At 51.1% G+C, this 21,678-nt stretch carries 21 protein-coding genes and 2 pseudogenes; 14 read left to right on the top strand and 9 right to left on the bottom strand.

All coding sequences use genetic code 11. The features are described from left to right. Positions 1–42: 42 nt before the first annotated feature. The 9 genes and pseudogenes from lepB to LLG46_08660 form a co-directional block, all read right to left on the bottom strand. A complete protein-coding gene (lepB, locus tag LLG46_08700; protein ID MCE5323377.1) occupies positions 43–930 on the bottom strand; it encodes a signal peptidase I in 888 nt (295 codons plus the stop codon). Then, the gene (gene rplS / locus LLG46_08695) at positions 927–1,277 is read right to left on the bottom strand and encodes a 50S ribosomal protein L19 (protein MCE5323376.1); all 351 of its coding nucleotides are present in this window, start codon (positions 1,275–1,277) and stop codon (positions 927–929) included. The genes lepB and rplS overlap by 4 nt, the downstream gene beginning before the upstream one ends. A gap of 101 nt (positions 1,278–1,378) precedes the next feature. Then, positions 1,379–2,137, bottom strand: coding sequence for a tRNA (guanosine(37)-N1)-methyltransferase TrmD (trmD, locus tag LLG46_08690; GenBank protein MCE5323375.1), 759 nt, complete (start codon positions 2,135–2,137; stop codon positions 1,379–1,381). Between the two features lie 34 nt (positions 2,138–2,171). Then, a complete protein-coding gene (gene rimM / locus LLG46_08685; GenBank protein ID MCE5323374.1) occupies positions 2,172–2,684 on the bottom strand; it encodes a ribosome maturation factor RimM in 513 nt (170 codons plus the stop codon). Further along, positions 2,674–3,063, bottom strand: a complete 390-nt coding sequence (locus tag LLG46_08680; protein MCE5323373.1) for a YlqD family protein — start codon at positions 3,061–3,063, stop codon at positions 2,674–2,676. Before LLG46_08680 ends, rimM begins: the two co-directional genes overlap by 11 nt. Positions 3,064–3,068: 5 nt before the next feature. After that, entirely contained in the window at positions 3,069–3,302 is a 234-nt protein-coding gene (locus LLG46_08675) for a KH domain-containing protein (GenBank protein ID MCE5323372.1), read from the bottom strand. A gap of 261 nt (positions 3,303–3,563) precedes the next feature. Further along, positions 3,564–3,779 (bottom strand): annotated as a pseudogene (rpsP, locus tag LLG46_08670) (30S ribosomal protein S16). A 26-nt stretch (positions 3,780–3,805) separates the two neighbouring features. Continuing rightward, positions 3,806–5,149, bottom strand: coding sequence for a signal recognition particle protein (gene ffh, locus LLG46_08665; GenBank protein ID MCE5323371.1), 1,344 nt, complete (start codon positions 5,147–5,149; stop codon positions 3,806–3,808). A gap of 124 nt (positions 5,150–5,273) precedes the next feature. Continuing rightward, the gene (locus LLG46_08660) at positions 5,274–7,679 is read right to left on the bottom strand and encodes a PAS domain S-box protein (protein MCE5323370.1); all 2,406 of its coding nucleotides are present in this window, start codon (positions 7,677–7,679) and stop codon (positions 5,274–5,276) included. 278 nt (positions 7,680–7,957) lie between these two features. On the opposite strand from LLG46_08660, the gene LLG46_08655 reads away from it, so the two are divergent. The 14 genes and pseudogenes from LLG46_08655 to purL all read left to right on the top strand — a co-directional run bounded on the left by LLG46_08655 (position 7,958) and on the right by purL (position 21,589). After that, complete coding sequence (locus LLG46_08655; protein MCE5323369.1) at positions 7,958–8,836, top strand: ABC transporter permease; 879 nt, start codon at positions 7,958–7,960, stop codon at positions 8,834–8,836. After that, a complete protein-coding gene (locus tag LLG46_08650) occupies positions 8,833–9,582 on the top strand; it encodes an ABC transporter ATP-binding protein (protein ID MCE5323368.1) in 750 nt (249 codons plus the stop codon). The genes LLG46_08655 and LLG46_08650 overlap by 4 nt, the downstream gene beginning before the upstream one ends. Before the next feature lie 133 nt (positions 9,583–9,715). Next, on the top strand, positions 9,716–11,155 hold the full coding sequence (locus tag LLG46_08645; protein MCE5323367.1) for an MlaD family protein: 1,440 nt from the start codon (positions 9,716–9,718) through the stop codon (positions 11,153–11,155). Between the two features lie 59 nt (positions 11,156–11,214). After that, positions 11,215–11,664, top strand: a complete 450-nt coding sequence (rplI, locus tag LLG46_08640) for a 50S ribosomal protein L9 (GenBank protein MCE5323366.1) — start codon at positions 11,215–11,217, stop codon at positions 11,662–11,664. Positions 11,665–11,747: 83 nt separating this feature from the next. Then, positions 11,748–13,151, top strand: a complete 1,404-nt coding sequence (dnaB, locus tag LLG46_08635; protein MCE5323365.1) for a replicative DNA helicase — start codon at positions 11,748–11,750, stop codon at positions 13,149–13,151. A 65-nt stretch (positions 13,152–13,216) separates the two neighbouring features. Continuing rightward, a complete protein-coding gene (locus LLG46_08630; GenBank protein MCE5323364.1) occupies positions 13,217–13,564 on the top strand; it encodes a nucleotidyltransferase domain-containing protein in 348 nt (115 codons plus the stop codon). Beyond that, positions 13,561–13,971 (top strand): HEPN domain-containing protein, encoded by a 411-nt coding sequence (locus tag LLG46_08625; protein ID MCE5323363.1) that lies wholly within the window; start codon positions 13,561–13,563, stop codon positions 13,969–13,971. The genes LLG46_08630 and LLG46_08625 overlap by 4 nt, the downstream gene beginning before the upstream one ends. A gap of 12 nt (positions 13,972–13,983) precedes the next feature. Further along, on the top strand, positions 13,984–15,264 hold the full coding sequence (purD, locus tag LLG46_08620; protein MCE5323362.1) for a phosphoribosylamine--glycine ligase: 1,281 nt from the start codon (positions 13,984–13,986) through the stop codon (positions 15,262–15,264). A 94-nt stretch (positions 15,265–15,358) separates the two neighbouring features. Further along, positions 15,359–15,829, top strand: a complete 471-nt coding sequence (purE, locus tag LLG46_08615) for a 5-(carboxyamino)imidazole ribonucleotide mutase (protein ID MCE5323361.1) — start codon at positions 15,359–15,361, stop codon at positions 15,827–15,829. A 110-nt stretch (positions 15,830–15,939) separates the two neighbouring features. Further along, positions 15,940–16,266 (top strand): four helix bundle protein, encoded by a 327-nt coding sequence (locus LLG46_08610; GenBank protein MCE5323360.1) that lies wholly within the window; start codon positions 15,940–15,942, stop codon positions 16,264–16,266. Between the two features lie 96 nt (positions 16,267–16,362). Continuing rightward, positions 16,363–17,652 (top strand): annotated as a pseudogene (gene purB, locus LLG46_08605) (adenylosuccinate lyase). Positions 17,653–18,254: 602 nt separating this feature from the next. Next, complete coding sequence (gene purS / locus LLG46_08600; protein MCE5323359.1) at positions 18,255–18,494, top strand: phosphoribosylformylglycinamidine synthase subunit PurS; 240 nt, start codon at positions 18,255–18,257, stop codon at positions 18,492–18,494. Positions 18,495–18,586: 92 nt separating this feature from the next. After that, on the top strand, positions 18,587–19,279 hold the full coding sequence (gene purQ / locus LLG46_08595) for a phosphoribosylformylglycinamidine synthase subunit PurQ (GenBank protein ID MCE5323358.1): 693 nt from the start codon (positions 18,587–18,589) through the stop codon (positions 19,277–19,279). Positions 19,280–19,357: 78 nt separating this feature from the next. After that, on the top strand, positions 19,358–21,589 hold the full coding sequence (gene purL / locus LLG46_08590; protein ID MCE5323357.1) for a phosphoribosylformylglycinamidine synthase subunit PurL: 2,232 nt from the start codon (positions 19,358–19,360) through the stop codon (positions 21,587–21,589). The last annotated feature ends 89 nt before the right edge of the window (positions 21,590–21,678 follow it).

Here is a 21,678-nt window from a genome sequence, read left to right as displayed (position 1 = left end):
ATCCACCACATAAATAATCAATATAAAATACAATATACTAAATCAATGGATCCATCGGATGCGATTGAGCGGCCAGAAAATGAACATTGCCTTGCCGAGCATACGCTTTCGATCCAGCAGACCCCAGAAACGGGCATCGTTGGAATCGTTGCGGTTGTCGCCCATCACCAATAGTCTGCCCTTGGGAATCTTTACGGTAGGCTTGCCTTTATATTCGACTATCCATTTATCCGGCGTGGCTTTCTCACCGGAAAGCAAAGGATATGGCAGATCGGGATCCTCGGCAATATACGGCTCGTCAATCGCCTTGCCGTTGACATATACCTTGCCCGGGAATACTTTCACCTTAGCCTTCGGATCATCGGCCGCGGCGGCTACCTCGGCATGCGTGAGCTTGCGGCCATCAACATAAACATCATTGCCCTTGAGCAGAACACGCATGTCGCCGTCGGGCTTGGCATATGTGCCCAGCAGGTCGCGCAGATCGACATGAGTATACTTCATATCGCCGATCATAACGTAACCGGCCGTTATCCTGATCTTGTCACCAGGCACACCTATCACACGTTTGATAAAGTCCTTTTCCTGCGGCTCACCCGGAGTTGCCTCGGGCGGAGCCTTGAAGACCACCACGTCGCCCAACTTTGGTTCGGTGAACCGATATATGAACTTGTTGACGAGTATATGATCCTGCTCAAGAAGCGTTGGATGCATGGACGCCGACGGAATGAAGAATGCCTGCACGATGAACGGCCTTATCAACAAAAAGACCAGCGCCATCGCCACCGCAAGCGATTCGGCAATCTCCGCTATCGACTTTGCAAACGGATGCTTCAGTTTCAGCAGCGCAAACCTGATTATCAGCAGAACAATAACCGTAATGATGACGGTGGGTATGCTGAGGTTGGCTAGCCGTTCCGTAATGCTCATTTGGTTTCCTGGCGTTCCTTGATCTTGGTGGCCTTTCCAACTTTCTCACGCAGATAATAAAGTTTGGCTCTGCGCACTGCGCCTCTGCGGGTCACTTCGATCTTGGCGATCCTGGGTGAATGGAGCATGAATGTTCGCTCGACACCGATGCCATGGGATATCTTGCGGACGGTGAATGACGCTCGCACGCCGCCGTCCTTCTTGCCGATGACAACACCCTCGAATACCTGGATTCGTTCCTTGTTGCCCTCGATGACGCGGTTGTGAACACGCACGGTGTCGCCCGGTCCGAAGACCGGCGCGTCTATCCTAAGCTGTTCAAACTCTATCTGGTCAATGATCTGCACTTGATTCCTCCTAAAAAGCTGAGAGCGGAGAGTGGAGAGCCAAGAGCCCGAAACTGCCACCGCTCATTTAAGCCTGGAATTGGCCGGGACAATATGTCCCGTTACTTATTATTCGTTTTGGGCTGGTTATCAGTGTCCAGCTTTTGTATAAAATCTTTATCTTCTTTTGTCAGCGGCGCGCTATCAAGCAGGTCAGGACGCCTTATAAGTGTTCTTTCCAAAGACTTCTCACGCCGCCACTGCGCTATTGCGGCATGATTGCCCGACACTAAAATCTCAGGTACCATCATACCCCGAAAATCGACCGGCCTGGTATACTGCGGATATTCCAGCAGCCCGCTCGAAAACGAATCGGTCTCGGGCGATGTCTCATCACCCAGCACACCAGGGATCAACCTGGATACTGCATCGGCAATCACCAAAGCGGCAAGCTCTCCGCCGGTGAGCACATAGTCTCCGATCGAGACCTCGTCCGTGGCCAGATTCTCGCGTATGCGCTCATCCACGCCCTCATAGCGCCCACATATCATTATTACGTGACTCTCGCGCGCAAGTTCCGCAGCCATTTTCTGATCGAACCTGCGACCCTGCGGAGTCATCAGAATAATTCTCGGTCTCATGCCCGGCATACGAGCATTCAAAGACTCAACAGCCTCGAATACCGGCTCGGGCTTCATTACCATACCCGGACCGCCGCCGAACGGAGCATCGTCCGTTGTGCGATGTCTGTCATGCGTATAATCGCGCAGATTCACCGCGTTTATCTCGATCAAGCCGCGCTGCCTCGCCCGGCCGAGTATGCTCTCACCGGTTACCGCATCAATCATCTGCGGGATGGTCGTTATTATATCTATGCGCATATCTGTCTGCGAAAGGCTGTGCCCTTACCCCAATTCACTCCTCCGGCAACAGGCCGGGTATGGGATGGATCACCATCAGCCTCTCTTTTGTGTCAATCTTTACAACGACCTGTTTTATGGCCGGAATAAGCACGCCCGCGCTCGTCTCATAGACATCATTCGCGCCGCTCTGCAAGATTTCTACTACCTCACCAAGCTCGCGGCCGTCGTCGGTTATCACCTTCAGCCCGATCAGATCGAAAAGATAATAGCTGCCCTCCGGCAGGTCACCGACCTCATTGCGGTCAATCACAAACTCAGCGTCCCGTAAGTCTTCTGCTGCATTGCGGTCGTCTATGCCCTCGATTTTGAGGGTAATGCCGCCCTTGTGCGCAATATTGCGCTCGACTTTTGACGTAAAGCGCCTGCCCTTGACAGTCTTTACCGTGACGGGCCGACCCTTATCAAAACGCTCGGGAAAGTCGGTGTGGACGATCACCTTAAGTTCACCTCTCACACCGAACGGCGCAGCCACCTTGCCTATTACGATATCCCGTTCATCCGGCATGGCCGCTCCGAATCTCCACCACTTTCTCGTCTTTTATCACAATCTCGCAGGAAGACACTTTGGAAAAGTCGTCACCGACCTCTATCTCCACATCTCCCTCAAGCACACCACGCTCATACTCAGAGCCTATCTCCAGAGAAGAAACCTTGCTCATCTCACGGATCAGCGCTGCTTTTGCTTCATCAGACTTGCGCTGCTCGGCGCGAAGCCGTTCCATGATGCTTTCGGGCACGGATGCGCTTTCGAGCTGTGCCCCTAGACGCTTCGATACTTCCTCCAGCCTGAGTTGAGCCGCGCGCATCTCAGCCAGACGGTGCTCTTTGAACTGCTCCGTCACTATTACCTTTACCCGAACAGGTCTTTTTATGACTATGCCCATATTACCTACGGCAGAATTTTGACATAGACGTTCTTGCGACTCTTTAAGGCGGCTGCCTTGGCAACCGTTCGCAGAGCATTTGCTACCCTGCCCTGCTTGCCGATCACTTTGCCCAGGTCGTCCGGGTCGACGGTGACTTCGTAAGTGACCGCCAAAGGACCCTCGTCCACCTCTTTTACATCAACGCTGTCGGGACTGTCCACAAGCGCCTTAACCAGAATTTCGATCAGACTTTTCAATCTTAATCCCCTATAGATGTCAGAGAAAACAACCTGACAATATACTTAACCTTCGGTCTTCTCCTCAGCAGCAGGTTCCTCGGCCTTCTCTTCCGCAACTGGCTCTTCAGTCTTTTCTTCGACTGCAGGCTCCTCGACCTTCTCCTTGACAGCCGGCTCTTCCGCCGGAGCAGCCTCTGCTGCTGCCTCTGCTTTCTTGGACTTTTTGACGGCCTTCGGTTTCTTTTCGGTCAGGCCGCCGAGGAAGCCCTGGGTCTTCAAAAGCCAGCGAGCAGTGTCGCTCGGCTGCGCGCCCGTGCCCAGCCAATACTCTATGCGCTCTTTGTTCAAATTGATCGCAGGCGGGTCCAGATTGGGATCGTAAGTGCCTACCAACTCGATGAAACGCCCGTTGCGAGCAGTACGGCTGTCGGCGACTACGAGCCTGTAGAACGGTCTCTTCTTTGCGCCCATCCTTCTGAGTCTAATTTTAACCACGTGTTGTCTCCTCCGGAGTTTTTACATTAAAAAGGAAAGTTCGGCATTCGTTTTCGCCGCTTCCCTGATTCTTCCGCGCCGGTCATGGCACGGATCATCTTCTTCATATCGTTGAACTGGTTCATGAGCCGGTTCACTTCCTGCACACTGGTGCCGCTGCCGTCCGCAATGCGGCGCCTGCGGCTGCCGTTAAGGATGGTCGGATCATGACGCTCGTCGTTCGTCATCGAGCACAAAATCGCCTCGACACGCGAAAATTCCTTCTCGTCGATCTTCGCATCCTTGAGCTTGGACATATTGCCAAGCCCCGGGATCATGCCCAGTATCTGGTCCAGCGGACCCATCTTGCGCATCTGACGGAGCTGATCCAGATAGTCGTTCAGGTCGAACTTATTCTCCCGGAACTTGCGCTCCATCGCCAACGCCTGCTCCTCATCAAAGGTCTCCTGAGCTTTCTCAATCAGACTCAGAACATCCCCCATTCCGAGGATCCGCGAGGCCATGCGGTCGGGATAGAACGGCTCGATGCCGTCCATCTTCTCGCTGGTGCCTATAAACTTTACCGGCTTGCCTGTGACGGCCTTTATCGAAAGAGCCGCGCCGCCGCGGGCATCGCCGTCCATCTTCGTCATTATGACGCCGTCGAGTGACAGCGCTTCGTTGAACTGCTGTGCAACATTCACGGCGTCCTGGCCGGTCATGGCGTCGACTACCAGCAGGACTTCGGTGACATCGATCGCCTCTCTGAGCCGCTTAAGCTCGGACATCATCTCTTCATCGATGTGCAGCCGACCCGCTACGTCTATGAGCACCGGATCGTTGCCGTTCGATCTTGCCGCACCCATCGCCGACTTTGCGACTGCTACGGCGTCCTGCTTATCGCCAATATCAAAAACATCTACACCGATCTGCTCGCCCAGAGTCTGGAGCTGTTTGATCGCTGCCGGACGATATACATCACCGGCCACCAACAGCGGCTTCTTGCCCTGCTTTTTGAACATCAGAGCGAGCTTGGCGACATTGGTCGTCTTGCCCGCGCCATGCAGACCCGAGACCATTATCACGGTCGGCGGACGCTCGGCTATCTTGAGCTTTGCCTGCTCGCCTCCAAGCAGCGCAACAAGCTCTTCATTTACAATCTTAATGACCTGCTGCGCGGGATTCAAGCCCTTCAGGATATCCTCGCCGACTGCACGCTCTTTTATACGACCTACAAAGTCCTTGACGACCTTGAAGTTGACATCGGCCTCAAGCAGTACCAGCCTGACCTCGCGTAGAGCCTCGTTGACCTCCTGTTCGGTCAATCCTCCCCTGCTCTTTAACTTGGCAAAGACATTCTGCAGTTTATCTGAAAGACTCTCGAACAAGATACTCTCCAGTACAACACGACAACAAGCAACTGAGGGAAGAGATCGATCAGGTCCCTTCCCTCAATCGCTTCGGTACGCCAGTCGTATCAAGTTAGTATAACGATTAGCGCGTCTCTTGTCAATCTCAAATTTTGACCTTGGCCCAGTCGAAGTCTTTGGCGGCAGACTCAACATCGGTATGCCTGTGCAACTCCATCTGGATGCCTACCGTTGTGCCCACATTGCTTGTGGCTATGTAGACCTTTTCGGCAAGTGCTATTATTATCTTGTAACCCATACCCAGAGTCCCGGCAGTTGTGTAGCCCTTGACGAACGCAACTTGGGGTATGGTCATAGCCTCTATCCCCGGACCACAATCGGAGACGATAAACATCAAGGAATCCGTTGCCCTATGAATAGATGCCTGGCCTCCACCGGCATGCTTGAGCGCATTTGTGCCGGCTTCCCCAATTGTGACTGCAAAATCATGAACCAGCGGTTCATCCATACCGGCAAGTATTGCAATCTCACTTGCAGCCATACGAATTTTCCCGATATCCTCCACACTGGCGATTTCATACTCCGCAATGCAGGGACCACCAATTTGATAGATCTCGTGCTTCTCGGCCATCAGCAGCTTGCCGTCGGTGGCGGCCATGATCGTGCGACGGTAGAACTCCATCTTATACTGCTCCGCCAGCTTGCGGTCGGTGACATCTCTTACAGACTCAATGGCACCTATCACTTTGCGTTCAGTACCGTATAACGGCGTGGCCCTGAACCATAAATAAGCGCCGCCCGGTCTTATCAGAGGCGTATATGTCTCCGCAACGAGAGCATTGCCCTCCAGCTTCGCGCATTCGTAAATGTTTTTGACCTCTTCAATGGGCTTTAGGACCATGTCAATTAAAAGCGGTCTTCTATGACCATAAAATGCCATACCATATTCATGATCGCCTTTGCCGATCATATCAGCCGCTTTATAGCCCGTCATCTCCTCGGTGGCACGGTTCCATGCAATAATTTTGCCGTCCCTGTCGATCGCAAAAGTGGCATCGGGAAGAAAATTGATGATGTCCGCAAGACGACGCTCAGAGTCCTTCAACTCCATCTCGGCACGCTTGCGCTCAGTAATATCGCGCACGATTGCCCACATGCCTGCAGGATTACCGTCATCATCTCGTATAAGATAAGTTCGAAGCTCCGCAGGAAAAATCGTACCGTCTTTTCGCACATACTCCTTCTCAAAGAGGTCCGAGGCACCCTTTGTCAACACCTGCTCCTCGATTATCCTGTCTTCCAACTCTAGCCAAGCCGCCGGTGTTATGTCACGATATGTGAGATTGCGCAGTTCATCTTCGGTATAACCGGTCATCTTTCGGAATGCCTCATTGAACTCAATAATATGACCCGACATATCTACGCTTGCATAAGCGTCCGCCATACTCTCATAGAGACGGCGCAGTTTCTTCTCGGATTCATGCAATGCCCTGTCCGTCAAGCCTGTCTGTATCAGATGAGATGTTATGTAGGCAAGATCCTCCAGTATCGCCTCCTCTTCAGGGACTATAACGTGTTTGCTAAAAAGCGCTAATACTCCTATCGGTGCGCCATCCGATGAAAGAATGCGAAATCCTGCAAACGAAACCAAACCAAGACGCTCTGCCCATTTGTGGTCATGAACCTGCGGATCATGCGTAACGTCATTGGTAACAAAACTTGGCATCTCACCTGTGGCAACTCGACCGATCTTGTACGCTCCTAAAGGCACTCTCCTGTGTGAACCACCAAGGTGTATATAGCGCCCGGAACTGGCGTGCAGATGCAAACACTTGGTTCGATCGAGACAGGCGTCCCGCCCAGCTGTAATCTTTGCGTGAATACACCCGGATTCGCACAAGTCACCACTCTCGACTACCCATATCCTTACAAAATCAGCATCGAAAATGTCTACCACCGCGTCAGTGATGCGTTTGAGCTTTTCATCCATTGTGCCGGAAATAAGCAGGTCCTTGATTAGACGGCTGATTTTGAAAATGCGCTCGGCTGTACGCTTGTCTTCTGTTATGTCCTCCACATAGCCTTCAAAATACAATAACTGACCATCTTCATCGCGACCGGCTCGTGCCTTCAGACTGACCTGTACAATACTTCCATCCTTGCGGCGAAACTCTGTCTCGGTTGATAACGATTCCCTGCCATCGGTGAACTGGTCGACCACTCTCTTCCGCTCCTCAGCTTGTGCGTACATCTGCTTTGAGATATCCCTCATACTAGACAAAGCCTCATCGACAGAGTCATAACCCAGCATATGCGCAAGGGCGGGATTCGCAGTTAACAGAATGCCTTCTGGAGTCGACTGAAATATTGCTAAGTCGGAATTCTCGAAAAAGCTTTTATACTTTTCCAGATTCTCTTCTTGAGCATGATCCCTATCAAACTTCTCGGATTGCAGCTTCATTTTGCCAGCACATGTCGAATCCATATTTATACCGGATTCTTCATCCGCCGGCAACTTGGAACCATGCGACCTTCCGGATCGTTTGCTCATCGTTTGCCTCAATCTCGAACACTTGCCTTATCAAATGCCCGGAATCGTTATACAATATCAACACTGCTTCAGCTATGATTATTCCGACATACACAAAACTGTAAACAACCGAATCGACAGGCGGCAATTCGTTGACACTGAACCCGCATTTCGGGTATACTATGACGGGTTTGGAAGCTAGGCTGCATTATAATGCTCTCGAAGCCGCGTATTATGTGGGAAGCGCATAATACGGGCTAGGCTGACACTCCAAACTAATCCCCAAAAAAAGAGCAGCTATGAGCGAAGAACATCCCAGGCATAAAGGACGACCGGCAGATGTGGCAGGCGACATTCTACACGATGTGGGAGATGAGTTTGTCGCGGTAGTCGCCATGCCGGGCGAACTGACTTATGCCACATTAACTAAATTTTTCGAGTTCATAGGTGAGATATCCATACTGCTCGCTCGATCCCTTAAGTTTATCTTTAAAGGCAAAATTGATGCCCGAGAAACATTTAACCAGATGGCAATTATCGGGGTCGCATCGCTGCCTATCGTGCTTATCACAGTCGCATTCTCCGGAGCAGTCCTGGCACTGTATATGTCACAGATCGTCGTAAGATGGGGGTTGGGCAGCGTCACCGGTGCAGTCGTCGGTATCTCCATCGCAAGAGAGATCGGACCTGTGCTGACATCAGTCGTTGTCGCGGCAAGAGTGGGCAGCGCCATAGGTGCTGAAATCGGCAGCATGAAAGTCACTGAACAGATAGACGCGATGCGCTCGCTGGCAGTAAGCCCTGTGCAACACCTGGTCGTGCCCAGGTTACTCGCCGGTATCCTTATGCTCCCGGTGCTTACAATCTTCGGAGACATTATAGGAATAATCGGTGCATACTGGGTCGCAGTTGTCAATGGTGTGGCAGGTGGTGGCTTCATCAGCAGCCTTAAGGCACAGGTGGTCCCATACGACGTAATGATGGGACTTCTGAAGACCATCTTCTTTGGGATCGCAATCGTGATCGTCGGCTCGCAGCAGGGACTTCAAACTACCGGCGGAGCAACGGGAGTCGGTAAGTCAACTACCAGCTCGGTCGTCATCTCTATTGTAATCATTTATATACTTAACTTCTTCCTGGCCTATGTTATGTTCGGCGGGCAAACGGCATTCCTGTGATTACGGCAAAACAGCTTTCATATAGAGTGAACGGAGGCTCGATCCTCCGGCGGGTCGACCTCCATGTCCGCAAAGGCGAGACTATGGCGGTCATGGGGATGTCGGGAGCAGGCAAAAGCACGCTCCTCAAGTGTATAGGCGGACTCCTGCAGCCCACAGGCGGCGAACTGCTTATAGACGGCACGGATATCGCACGTATGTCTGAGAGCTGCCTGGACACGGTTCGCAGAAGGATCGGCATGGTCTTTCAATATGCCGCGCTCTTCGATTCGCTCGACGTCTTCGAAAACGTGGCTTTCGGTCTGAGAAGACATACGCAAATGACTGAGAGCGAAATCGCCGATATGGTGGCGCATAGACTTGCGATGGTGGGGCTTGCCGATACGCAGAAGAAAATGCCGTCTGAACTTTCAGGAGGAATGCAAAAAAGAGTCGGACTCGCAAGAGCACTTGCGCTTGACCCGGATATTGTGCTCTATGATGAGCCGACCTCCGGCCTGGACCCTATCACGGCAGCAACTATTGCGGAACTTATCGTCAAGACACGTGATGAGCTTGGTGTGACGTCGGTGTTGGTGACACACGATATACAAAGTATCACCAAAGTGGCAAGCAGGATTGCTATGATACACCGTGGAAGGATTATCGCGAGTGGCAGCGTCGAAGAGATGCAGCAGTGTGAAGACGCCACTGTGTGCCAGTTTATGAACGGCGAGACTCAGGGACCTATCAAAATAACAAGTTAAGCTATGAGTTGTGAGTAATGAGTTGTGGGTTGGGGATGGCAATTCTTGATGCGTATGACATTAATTTAGTATGGCGTTATATGCTGTTTAACTCACAACCCATAACACAATAACTCATAACTAAGGTATGAACGTGAGACTGAGAAACGAAGCAAAAGTCGGTTTGATAGTGGTCGGCGCACTGGCGCTGCTGATCGGAATCTACTGGTTCCTCGGCGGATTCAGCCTCAGGGCGTCCAGTTTCCCCGCGTACACCATCTTTCCTAATGCCCAGAAACTCGATAAGGGCGCCGACGTCCGCATGGCGGGCGTCAAGATCGGGATAGTCTCAGATGTTGTGCTCACAAAATCCAGTAAAGCCCGTATCAATATGCTTATCTGGAAAGGAGTATGCATACCGTCCGACTCAAAAGCACGTGTGACAACCGGCGCGTTTGTCGGAGATTTTTATGTCGAGGTACTTCCTGGAAAAGCAAACAACTGCATACTTAAAGGACAGCGGATCGAAAGCGAGCAGATTGCGCAGTTTGATCAATTGATGAATAAAGCCAACGACCTCCTCACGGAGCTCAAAACTACCGCTAAAGGCATCAATAAAGTGCTCGATAACAAAAAAATGCAGGAAGATATCAACCAGACAATCGCCTCAATTAAAAAATCGGCTCAGTCCGCATCTATGCTGATCCTGTCCGCTCAAAATCTGATTGCGCAGGCGTCTCCAGAGGTTCAGAAAACGCTTGCGAATCTTTCTGCGGCTTCCGAGCATGCTGTCGATATAAGTCAGCAGATGGAAGAATGCCTGGCCAAAGATATCAGGCCAAACGTCAAGCCGCTGATCGGGCAGGCACAAAAGGCAATGGTCGACATGTCATCGGCACTCAACGAGGCGCAGTCACTGCTGTCCTCATTGGGCGAACTGACACCTGAGATGAAGCAGATCCTGGCAAAAGCAAATGGTTCCGCGCAGCAGGCTGAACAGATGCTGACAAACCTGAATGCTGCCAGCGCATCCATCAAAAACCTGACGACCGACCCTGAACTGATTTGCAACCTCAAAGCCACCGCCAAGAACATAGCCGAAGCCAGTTGTAAGGCCAACTTGGCCATGGACAAGATAAATCAAAAACTCGGCGCTTTCAAAGGTCCGACCCAGCAGCAAAAGAGTGAAATTCCGCTCTACGGAATCAGCGGCGACGGACTCTGGAATACCGCCAAAGGCAAATACAGGTTCGACGCCAATTACACATTCGCGTTGGGTTATCCTATGTTCATGCGGGCAGGCCTATACAATGTCGGCGAAAACACCAGAGTCAATTTCCAGGCAGGCAACACTTTTGATGAATCGAATGCGCTCAGGTATGGCTTGTACGCTTCGAGAGTGGGCATCGGATATGACCACAGGTTCGGGAAAAAAGTCCTGATATCGACCGATATATTCAGACCGGACGACCCTCAGATCGAAATGCGCGGCATATTTGGGATCAAGGACGGCCTGGGACTCTATACGGGTGTGCAGGACCTGCTCGATGAAGACAACCGTGACCTGCTTGTCGGCATCAATTACAACAATTGATTTTAGATTTAGTAATTTATATTGAGTATTGAGATCTAATATTTGGGAGATATATTGTTATGAAAGTGATCCTTACCCGAGACGTTAAAGACCTGGGCAAGGCAGGCGAACTGGTAAACGCATCCGAAGGTTATGTGCGAAATTTCCTTATACCGCGCAAAATGGCAGTCATCGCAGACGCGGGAGCTATGAAAGCATTTGAGCAGAAAAAGAAGACACTGGAACATAAAGGTGAGAAACTGCTCGCCGACGCAAAAGATACAGCCGGCAAGCTCGACAACATCAAAGTCACAATTAAAGGCAAGGCAGGCTCGGGCACGAAACTCTATGGATCAGTGACAAACCAGGAAATCGCAGATGCCCTGAAAGCTCAGCACGGCATCGTAATCGATAAACGCAAGATTCACACCGATGAACCGATCAAGACTATCGGGTCGTTTGAAGTGCCCGTCAAACTCCATCACGATGTATCGACAAAAATTCACGTAGAAGTTGTTGAGGAACAATAAAAGTGTTAGGTAATGGCTGATGGGCGTTGGTGAAGAGTCCCGACACCCGACACCCGACACCCGACACCCGACACCCGACACCCATGGAAAGATTAGCTTCAACAATAGATAAGATTCCGCCGCAGAATCTGGAGGCCGAGCAATCGACCCTCGGCTCGATGATGATTGAGCGGTCGGCTATGGAAAAAGCCATAGAAATCCTTAGAGCTGAGGATTTCTACAGACCCGCTCATCAGGAGGTCTTCGACGCGCTCGTCTCGCTTATGGAACGCGACGAACCGGCTGACCTAATCACACTCCAGGAAGAACTGCGTAAACGCGGTAAGCTCGATGACGTGGGCGGCACCGAATATCTGATGGCTCTGGTCGACTCAGTGCCCACAGCCGCCAACATCGAATATTACGCGCACATAGTCGAGAAAAAATCCATCCTCCGCAAGCTCATATCCGCTGGGACCCAGATCATAGGCATGGCTCAAAATGAGGATGAGGACGTAGACTCCATCGCCGACCAGGCTGAGCGGCTTATCTTCAGCGTGGCTCAGCGCAGAATGGGCGAATATTTCCAACCGATCACACCGCTCGTGATGCAGGCTTGGGAGTGGATCGAAAAGCGCTACCATGATAAGGGTGAGGCCTCGGGCGTGGCTACCGGATTTACAAAACTTGATCACATGACCTCCGGACTTCAAAAGTCGGACTTCATAATCATCGCAGGCCGACCCTCTATGGGAAAGACCGCCCTCGCACTGGATATCGCACTCAATGCAGCAACCAAAGTTAACGAAACTGTTGCGATATTCAGCCTGGAAATGTCTGCCGAGCAGCTTGTTCAAAGAATGATTTGTTCACGCGCAAGAGCGAATGCTCATCGCTTGCGGACCGGATACTTCCAGGATTCCGAGTGGGAAAGGATTGCGCAGGCCTCAAGCTCTCTCTGGGACGCACCCATCTACATTGATGATTCCACCGATATGACTACAATGGCCATGCGTGCCAAGTGCCGCAGGCTTAAAGCCGAACATGGGCTGGGACTGGTTGTGGTCGATTACCTGCAGCTTATGCGCTCGCACAGAAATATAGACAACCGTGTGCAGGAAATTTCAGAGATCGCCCGTGGACTTAAGAGCCTGGCAAGAGAAATGCGATGCCCCGTAATTGCAGGCTCGCAACTCAGCCGTGCAGTTGAAAAGCGCGACGATAAGCGTCCTATGCTCTCCGATCTGCGTGAATCCGGCTCGATTGAAGCTGAAGCGGATATCGTTATGATGCTCTTTAGACCCGAATATTACGTGATTAAAGAAGTCGAGGATACTGAATCGGTACAGGGAAGCGATGGGTCTGGCTTTGACCCTGATGCGCGAAATGTCGAAACCACCGAAATTATCATCGGTAAACATAGAAACGGCCCGACGGGAACCGTCAAGGTCGGTTTTGTGCGCGAGTTTGCGTCGTTTGAAAACCTGGCTGAAGGATATGAAGGTTAGTTGGAAAGTCTAAAAGTCGGATAGTAGTAAGCACGACGTTTTGACTTTTTGACTCAGGCATAATCATGAGAAAATTAAGCTCGGTCAACATAATAAGCGAACAGGACAAACAACTGCTTACAGAGTTGAAAAATGTAGTCGGCGAGCATGTGCCTGATGCGCAAGTCGCACTCTATGGCTCTGCAGCGCGTGGTTCGGCTGGACCGGATTCTGACTATGACATTCTTATACTTACCAAGCGTAAACTATCATCCAGCCGGGAGAGAGAACTCAGAGAAGCTGTATATGAACTCGGACTAAACGAACAAGTGCTTCTCTCTCTTGCCATATATTCAAAAGATGAATGGAAAAGCCCTGTTTTTCGTGGGTCGCCCTACCGCAAAAACGTAATCAAGGAGGGTATTATCGTTTGAAGCTCGACGAGCGTGAATATATACGGCATCGACTCGCGAGAGCAGAGGATACTATAGGCGAGGCTGAAACGCTGCTAAATGCAGGATTCAGTGTCGGCGTAGTAAACCGCCTTTACTATGCCTGCTTTTATGCGGTATCAGCTCTGCTGCTTTCTGAAGGCCACGCAGCCTCAAAACACAGCGGAGTGATATCGCTTTTTGACAAACATTGGATCAAGCCGAAACGGCTCAACCCGGAAATGAGTAAGTTCTACCATCTGCTCTTCGACAATCGACAGAAGGGTGATTATGCTGATGTTTTTACATTCGATCATTCTGACCTGACAAGCTGGCTGAATGAGACAAAGATATTTGTTAATACACTGTCGAACTGGCTTATAAACAACATCGACCTGCATATGGATTGACCGGAGGTAGTTTTGAAAGTTCTCATAATAGGAAGCGGCGGGCGAGAGCATGCGCTTGCCTGGAAAATTGCTCAGTCTGATAAAGTGGATAAAATATATGCCTGGCCGGGAAACGCCGGGATCGGACATATCGCCGAATGCATAAACGGCAGCGTAATGGATATCATAGGAGCAGCCGACTTCGCCGAAAAAGAAAAAATCGACCTGACCGTGGTCGGGCCGGAATCGCCACTTATCGCCGGCATGGTAGACGAGTTTCAGAAGCGAGGCCTCACAGTCTTCGGTCCGAACAAGGCTGCCGCTCAAATGGAGGGCAGCAAAGTCTTTGCAAAAAAACTGATGCTCGATAACGGCATCCCGACTGCCATGTGTGAAGTCTTCGATAATCCTGAAAAGGCGTGCGCCTATATAGAATCCATTGCATCCAAAACTGACACACCGATTGTGATAAAAGCGGATGGCGAGGCTGCAGGCAAAGGCGTTTTCATAAACAAGACCAAGGCCGATGCCCTTGAGTCCATAGATATAATAATGAAGCAGAAAGCCTTCGGCGCTTCCGGCAATCGGCTGGTGATCGAAGAATTTCTGGACGGTCCAGAAGCATCCTATATGTGTTTCGTGGATGGTGAGACGTTTGTTCCGATGATTCCCTCGCAGGACCACAAGCGTGCATACGATAACGACGAAGGTCCCAACACTGGCGGCATGGGCTGTTATTCACCTGTGCCGGTCGTGACAAGCGAAGTGTCCAGGGTTGTGCAAGAATCTATAGTTAAACCTACACTCGCCGCGCTTAAGAAAATGGGAATTTATTATACAGGTGTGCTCTATGTCGGCCTCGCGCTGACTAGTAAGGGTCCCAAAGTCGTCGAGTTCAACTGCCGTTTCGGTGACCCGGAAACCCAAGTTGTGCTGCCACTTTTACAGACAGATTTGGTTGAAATATTGTTGGCTGTGGCGCATGGAAGACTCGACAGTATCGACGTAAATTGGTATGATAAGAAAGCTCTTTGTGTTGTAATGGCCTCGGGCGGTTACCCGGGCAATTATGAGAAGGGCAAGGTCATCACCGGCGTTGGTGAGGCCGAATCTAACGAAGACGTTATTGTGTTCCACGCGGGCACCGAGACCAAAGACGGAAAAACCGTCACGTCCGGTGGTCGCGTTCTTGGTGTGACTGCCGTAGCCGAAAGTTTTGAAAATTGCATCAAAAAGGCGTATGCGGCAGTGGACAAGATTCACTTCGATGGAGCGCATTTTAGGCATGATATAGGAAGGCGTTTGATAGTTTGATGGACTGATGGTTTGATGGTTGAGGCCGACGATTGTCGCCGGGTTTACTATCAAACTCTCCAGCTATCAAACCATCAAACCAGAGGAATAGATAATGCCAGGTAAAGTTGCAATAGTGATGGGCAGCAAGTCTGATGCCGAAACGATGAAGGGTGCTGCCGATATGCTCACCAGTTTTGGGGTGGCAAACGAGACATACGTGATCTCGGCTCACCGCACTCCGCATGTCGCAATCGAATTCGCGTCAAAGGCCGAGGAGAACGGCTTCGAGGTGATCATAGCGGGCGCTGGAATGGCTGCGCACCTGCCTGGAATCCTGGCCGCGATCACTGCCCTGCCCGTTATCGGCGTCCCGACAAAGTCCGCCGCGTTAAGCGGTGTGGATTCACTATATTCGATAGTGCAGATGCCGACAGGGATCCCGGTCGCGACTGTCGCTATAGACGGCGCGAAGAACGCAGGAATTCTGGCAGTGCAGATATTGAGCGTGAAATATCCCGAACTGCGCGAGGCAATTAAGAAACATAAAGAGAAACTGGCCTCTGCGGGGGCCGTGCGGATATAGTCTGATGGTTTGAGAGTTTGATGGTTTGATAGTCTAACGAAAGTTGAGAGGCCGTATGTTTGCATTCGAAAAATTGGATGTATGGCAATATTCACGATCCCTCATAAGCGATGGTATATAAGACTATTGAGTCATTTCCAAGAAACGAACAATTTGCGCTCGCACAACAATTGCGGCGTGCAGCCGTCTCAATTGCAGCAAATATTGCTGAGGGCAGTTCCAGATCATCTCAAAAAGAATTTTCTCGTTATGTTGAAATGGCATATGGGTCACTTTGCGAAGTAATTGCAGAGTTGTTTGTCGCAAAAGACCGGGGATACATTCAGGATGAAGTTTTTAAGGATTTGTATTTGAAGTCAGAATCGCTTGGACGTATGCTGAGCAAATTTCGAGGTTCACTGGAAACTTCTTGGATTAAATGTACTGGCAAGGTTTGATTGCTGGAGAGTCGGATAGTTTGATTTGGCGAAAGCATCACCTTAACTATCAAACCATCAGTCCATCAGACTATCAAACTAGAATGAGGTAATTCGATGCTTGAGAGATACTCTCTGCCTAAAATGAAATCGATCTGGAGTGAGGAAAACAAGTTCCAGAGTTGGCTGGATGTAGAAATAGCCGTATGCGCGGCGCAGGAGCACTTCGGCAATATTCCCAAAGGCACAACCGATAAGATCAAGGCAGGCGCAAAATTCTGTGTCGAGCGGATAGACGAGATCGAGAAGGAGACCGCTCACGATCTGATCGCGTTCGTCAAGTGTGTCACCGAGAACCTCGGCGAAGAGGGACGCTACGTCCATTACGGCGTCACAAGCTACGATATAGAGGACACCGCCACAGCTCTGCGCATGCGCCAGGCAGCAGACCTCATCATTGAAGACCTCGAAAAGCTGCTGGAGGCTGTCGCGAAGCTGGCTAAGGCGCACAAGATGACCCCTATGATCGGGCGCACACATGGCGTCCAGGCCGAGCCGATCACGTTCGGGTTCAAAATGGCTGTGTGGTATTCCGAGGTCCAGCGCGACCTCGAACGTATGAAAGCTGCCCGCGAGGCCATCAGCACAGGCAAGATTTCCGGCGCAGTGGGCATATTCGGCAATATCGGACCCGACCAGGAAGAGTATGTATGCAACCTCCTGGGTCTGAAGCCCGCGCCTGTATCCACTCAGATCATACAGCGCGACAGGCACGCTCAGTTCCTTACGACCCTTGCGATCATAGCGTCGAGCTGCGAGAATTTCGCCACAGAGATGCGAAACCTCCAGCGCACCGAAATCCTCGAAGTCCAGGAGATGTTCCTGCCCGGCCAGAGAGGTTCGTCGGCTATGCCTCACAAGCGCAACCCGTGGCGGTTCGAGACAATATGCAGCCTCGCGAGGGTGATCCGATCCAATGCGATCCCGGCTATGGAAAATATTGTCTCGTGGCATGAGCGCGACCTGGTGAACTCAGCCGCTGAGAGAATAATCCTGCCTGATAGCTGTCTTGCGGTGGACTTCATGCTCAACTCTCTCACTCGCCTGCTGGGCAGGCTGGAAGTGAACGAGGACAACATGAAACGCAACCTCGAGATGATGGGCCAGCTTGTGTTTAGTGAGCACGTGCTGCTGGCTCTGATTCAGAAGGGTATGACGCGCGAGGAGGGCTACAAAGTGGCTCAGCGCAATGCTGCCAAGTGCTGGGATGAAGGCATCTCTTTCCGCCAGGCTCTGGAGAAGGACCCGGATGTGCAGCAGAGGCTCACGAAAGATGATCTGGATAAGTGCTTTGACCTTGAGCACCATTTGAGGAATGTGGATAGGATTTTTGAGAGGCTGGGGCTGGATTCTGAAGACCAAATAGATTCGATGTATTTATCTGCATACCGGGAAAGCGTTGCAGAATTGCTTCATGAAATTCATAGTATGGAAGGTACTCCTGCACTGCGTGCAATGCTATTGGAATTGGCACCCGAGTCTTCAGAAAAGATAAAACCGCTTAGTGAAGAAAAACTGCTGACTGCTGCGCGGTTTATGATCGAGTTGTTATATGATATGGATCCGAAGAGTCAGCCCTAGAATCAATTGGTGTTCCAGAAACGAAAGGACGCCAGAACCGCTGAAGGGATGAATTATATGAAACACTGAAGATTACGCTGGCGTAGGGTTTCAGCGATTCAGATTTTTTCAGCGTCTCAGCGATTCAAAATGTGTCCATGTCATTCCCGACTTGATCGGGAATCCAGAAGACTGTGTGCCATAACATACTCATATGGATTCCCGCTTTCGCAGGAATGACAGCAGAGTTTCACGTTTTCGCTCTTTCGCTTTTGCGATAAAATAAGACTCTAACCTCCAGGTAAGATATCTGGAGGGATAAATACAAAATTGGGCGCTTTCGCGATCCAAAACTAATAACCAAAAACTAAAAACTAAGGACTGGTTTTATGGCTAAAGTAAACGTATACGTAACTCTCAAGCCCGCTCTGCTGGATGCGCAGGGCAAGGTGGTCCAGGGCGCTCTCGAAAACCTTGGTTTCGACAAAGTTAAGAGCGTGCGCATGGGCAAATTCATCGAGATAGAAGTGGACGGCAACGGCAATCTCGAAAACGATGTGGAAGAGATGTGCAAAAAACTTCTGGCAAACGCGAACACGGAGAATTATCGGTTCGAGATCGTAAAATAACGGCTTGATGGTCTGAGAGTCCGATGGTGTGATGGTCTTAACTATCACATTATCAAACCATCCAACTATCAAACTAATAAGGACAGCGAATAATGAAATTCGGAGTAGTCATATTCCCCGGGTCAAACTGCGATCAGGATGCGTATTTCGCCGTGCGCGACGTCCTAAAGCAGCCGGTGGAATATATCTGGCATCAGGAGACGGACCTCAGCGGCTTTGATTGTATTATCCTGCCAGGCGGGTTCTCATACGGCGATTATCTGCGCACCGGCGCAGTGGCAAAATTCAGCCCCGTTATGAATGCCGTAAGCGAGCATGCGGCCAAGGGCGGAAGACTCATTGGGATATGCAACGGGTTCCAGATACTCTGCGAATCGGGACTGCTTCCCGGCGCTCTGATTTCCAACAAGGGACTGCGCTTTATTTGCAAATTTGTCAACGTGAAGGTGGTGAACAACAAAACTGACTTCACAAACTTGTGCACCGATGGCCAGGTCCTTTCGATCCCGATTGCTCACCACGGTGGCAACTATTATGCCGACGCCGAGACTATCAAAAAGTTGGAGGACAATAATCGGGTCATCTTGCGCTATTGCGATGAGGCCGGTAATGTCACAAATGATGCCAATCCGAATGGGTCGATCAACAACATCGCCGGGATCATAAATGACAAGGGTAATGTGGCGGGTATGATGCCCCACCCCGAGCGTGCGGCCGAAAGCATTTTGGGAAGCGATGACGGAAAACTGATACTGCAGTCCATAGTGGAGAGTCTGATGGCTTGATGGTCGGATGGTTTGATGGTAAAGACAAATGCCATCAAACTATCATACTATCAAACCATCAAACCAAAGGAATCAACAATGAGTATAAAAAACACAAAGCCTATTGAGCCCTCCGTCTACCGTGAGATGGGGCTCAATGATGAAGAATACAAAAAGATAACCGAGGTGCTCGGGCGTCACCCGACATACACCGAAGTTGGGATGTATGCAGTTATGTGGAGTGAGCACTGCGGCTATAAATACTCCCGCCCGATATTGCGATATTTCAGCAAATATAAAGAGGCCATAGACGGCGAGGGTCTGGAAAATGCAGGCATTATAGACATCGGCGGCGGCTATGGTGTGTGCTTCAAAATAGAGAGCCATAACCATCCATCCGCAGTCGAGCCATATCAGGGCGCTGCGACAGGTGTCGGCGGCATCTTGCGCGACATATTTACAATGGGCGCAAGGCCGATAGCATCCCTCAACTCGCTGCGGTTCGGCAGCCTAGACGACGCTCGCACACGGTATCTGTTTGAGCATGTGGTCGGCGGGATCGCGTCCTACGGCAACTGTGTAGGTGTGCCGACTGTCGGCGGTGAGGTCTACTTCGATGACTGCTATGCAGGCAACCCGCTGCTCAACGCTATGGCAATCGGAATTATGAAACACGAAGATGTGGCTTACGCCCGCGCACAGGGAGTCGGAAACCCAGTGCTCATTGTCGGATCAAGAACAGGGCGAGACGGTATACATGGCGCCACGTTCGCATCGGTCGAACTGACTGAAGAGTCCGAGAGCCGGAAGTCGAACGTGCAGATGGGTGACCCGTTCACCGAAAAACTGCTCATCGAGGCCACTCTTGAAGCCTTGAAATCGGGCTATATAACCGGAATCCAGGACATGGGCGCTGCGGGAATCACATGCTCGACCTGTGAGACCAGCGCCAAAGCCGGAACCGGTATGACCATAGACGTCAGCAAAGTCCCCATGCGCGAGACCGGCATGACCCCGTACGAGATCATGCTCAGCGAATCTCAGGAGCGCATGCTTGCAATCGTTAACAAAGGCCGCGAAGACGATGTCATTGCGATTTTCAAGAAGTGGGGGCTAAACGCCGTAGTGGTGGGCGAAGTCACTGGCGACGGAATAGTGCATGTGTATGACAAAGGCGAACTGGTTGCCGAAGTCCCGGCAAAGTCTCTCGCAGACGAGGCTCCGACCTATTATCTCAAAACCGAGGAACCCTCCTATCTCAAAGATGTCCAGAATTACGACCTCTCGCAGATACCGGAGCCGGATGATTACACTGAAGCTCTCTTCAAGCTGATCGAGTCGCCGTCCATATCCAGCAAAGAATGGGTCTATCAGCAGTACGACCATATGGTGCAGACAAACACCGCCATAATGCCCGGCTCGGATGCAGCGGTCATCAGGATCAGAGAGACTACAAAAGGCATAGCCGTCACTACTGACTGCAACGGCCGGTATGTCTATCTTGACCCTTACATGGGTGCTCAGATTGCAGTTGCCGAGGCGGCCAGAAACCTGGCATGCTCTGGTGCCAGACCCGTAGGCGCAACAGACTGTCTCAACTTCGGCAACCCCGAAAAACCCGAGGCGTTCTGGCAGTTCGAGCGAGCCGTAAAGGGATTGGCTGACGCATGCGACTTCTTCGGTGCGCCGGTCGTCAGCGGCAACGTCAGTTTCTATAACGAGACGCCTGAGATGGCGATCTACCCCACCCCTGTGATCGGTCTATTGGGCCTCATCGACGATGTGCAAAAACGGTGCACGTCCGAATTCAAAAACGAAGGTGATGTCATCGCATTGATATCGAACACATGCGAGAGCGAATCGCTGGGTGCAAGCGAGTATCTGAACACGATCCATGGCCTCGCAGTGGGTCGACCACCGAAGCTGGATATGGAGCGTGAGAAGAAAGTCCATGAAGTGCTCATCAGAGCGATAGGCAGAGGACTTTTGAGTTCCGCGCACGATTGCTCGGACGGCGGCCTTGCGATTACCCTGGCCGAATCGTGTATAATAGGTAAGGTGGGTGCTGAAATCTCACTGCAAACAAATTGCAAAAAATCGGAAGCATTGTTTGCCGAGACGCAGTCCAGAGTGGTCGTGTCGCTTCCCGCTGATAAGCTGGAAGACCTTGTCAAGATCGCCAAGAGTCTGGAAGTCGACTGCACCGTCATTGGCAAGGTCAGCGGCAAATCACTTAAAATTGCGGTCAACGATAGTTCGATAGTGGACGCATGCGTGAGCGAGATGGAATCGCGCTGGCGCTCGGTTATCGGTAAAAAGATGGACAGCTAAATTGGCCGGAGTTAAGAATACCGCCGACCATCAGGAAGTGTTGTCATTCCCGACTTGATCGGGAATCCAGTAAGTTGTGACACCTGGAT

It is taken from the genome of bacterium, from assembly GCA_021371935.1.
In the GTDB taxonomy this organism is placed as follows: Bacteria; Armatimonadota; UBA5829; order UBA5829; family UBA5829; genus UBA5829.
This window is presented reverse-complemented; position numbering and strand designations above follow the sequence as displayed.

Excerpts from the sequence above, each read along its gene's own strand:
- lepB (MCE5323377.1), bottom strand. The coding sequence starts at position 930 with ATGAGCATTACGGAACGGCTAGCCAACCTCAGCATACCCACCGTCATC.
- trmD (MCE5323375.1), bottom strand. The coding sequence starts at position 2,137 with ATGCGCATAGATATAATAACGACCATCCCGCAGATGATTGATGCGGTA.
- rimM (MCE5323374.1), bottom strand. The coding sequence starts at position 2,684 with ATGCCGGATGAACGGGATATCGTAATAGGCAAGGTGGCTGCGCCGTTC.
- LLG46_08680 (MCE5323373.1), bottom strand. The coding sequence starts at position 3,063 with ATGGGCATAGTCATAAAAAGACCTGTTCGGGTAAAGGTAATAGTGACG.
- LLG46_08660 (MCE5323370.1), bottom strand. The coding sequence starts at position 7,679 with ATGAGCAAACGATCCGGAAGGTCGCATGGTTCCAAGTTGCCGGCGGAT.
- LLG46_08655 (MCE5323369.1), top strand. The coding sequence starts at position 7,958 with ATGAGCGAAGAACATCCCAGGCATAAAGGACGACCGGCAGATGTGGCA.
- rplI (MCE5323366.1), top strand. The coding sequence starts at position 11,215 with ATGAAAGTGATCCTTACCCGAGACGTTAAAGACCTGGGCAAGGCAGGC.
- dnaB (MCE5323365.1), top strand. The coding sequence starts at position 11,748 with ATGGAAAGATTAGCTTCAACAATAGATAAGATTCCGCCGCAGAATCTG.
- LLG46_08630 (MCE5323364.1), top strand. The coding sequence starts at position 13,217 with ATGAGAAAATTAAGCTCGGTCAACATAATAAGCGAACAGGACAAACAA.
- purE (MCE5323361.1), top strand. The coding sequence starts at position 15,359 with ATGCCAGGTAAAGTTGCAATAGTGATGGGCAGCAAGTCTGATGCCGAA.
- LLG46_08610 (MCE5323360.1), top strand. The coding sequence starts at position 15,940 with ATGGTATATAAGACTATTGAGTCATTTCCAAGAAACGAACAATTTGCG.
- purS (MCE5323359.1), top strand. The coding sequence starts at position 18,255 with ATGGCTAAAGTAAACGTATACGTAACTCTCAAGCCCGCTCTGCTGGAT.
- purQ (MCE5323358.1), top strand. The coding sequence starts at position 18,587 with ATGAAATTCGGAGTAGTCATATTCCCCGGGTCAAACTGCGATCAGGAT.
- purL (MCE5323357.1), top strand. The coding sequence starts at position 19,358 with ATGAGTATAAAAAACACAAAGCCTATTGAGCCCTCCGTCTACCGTGAG.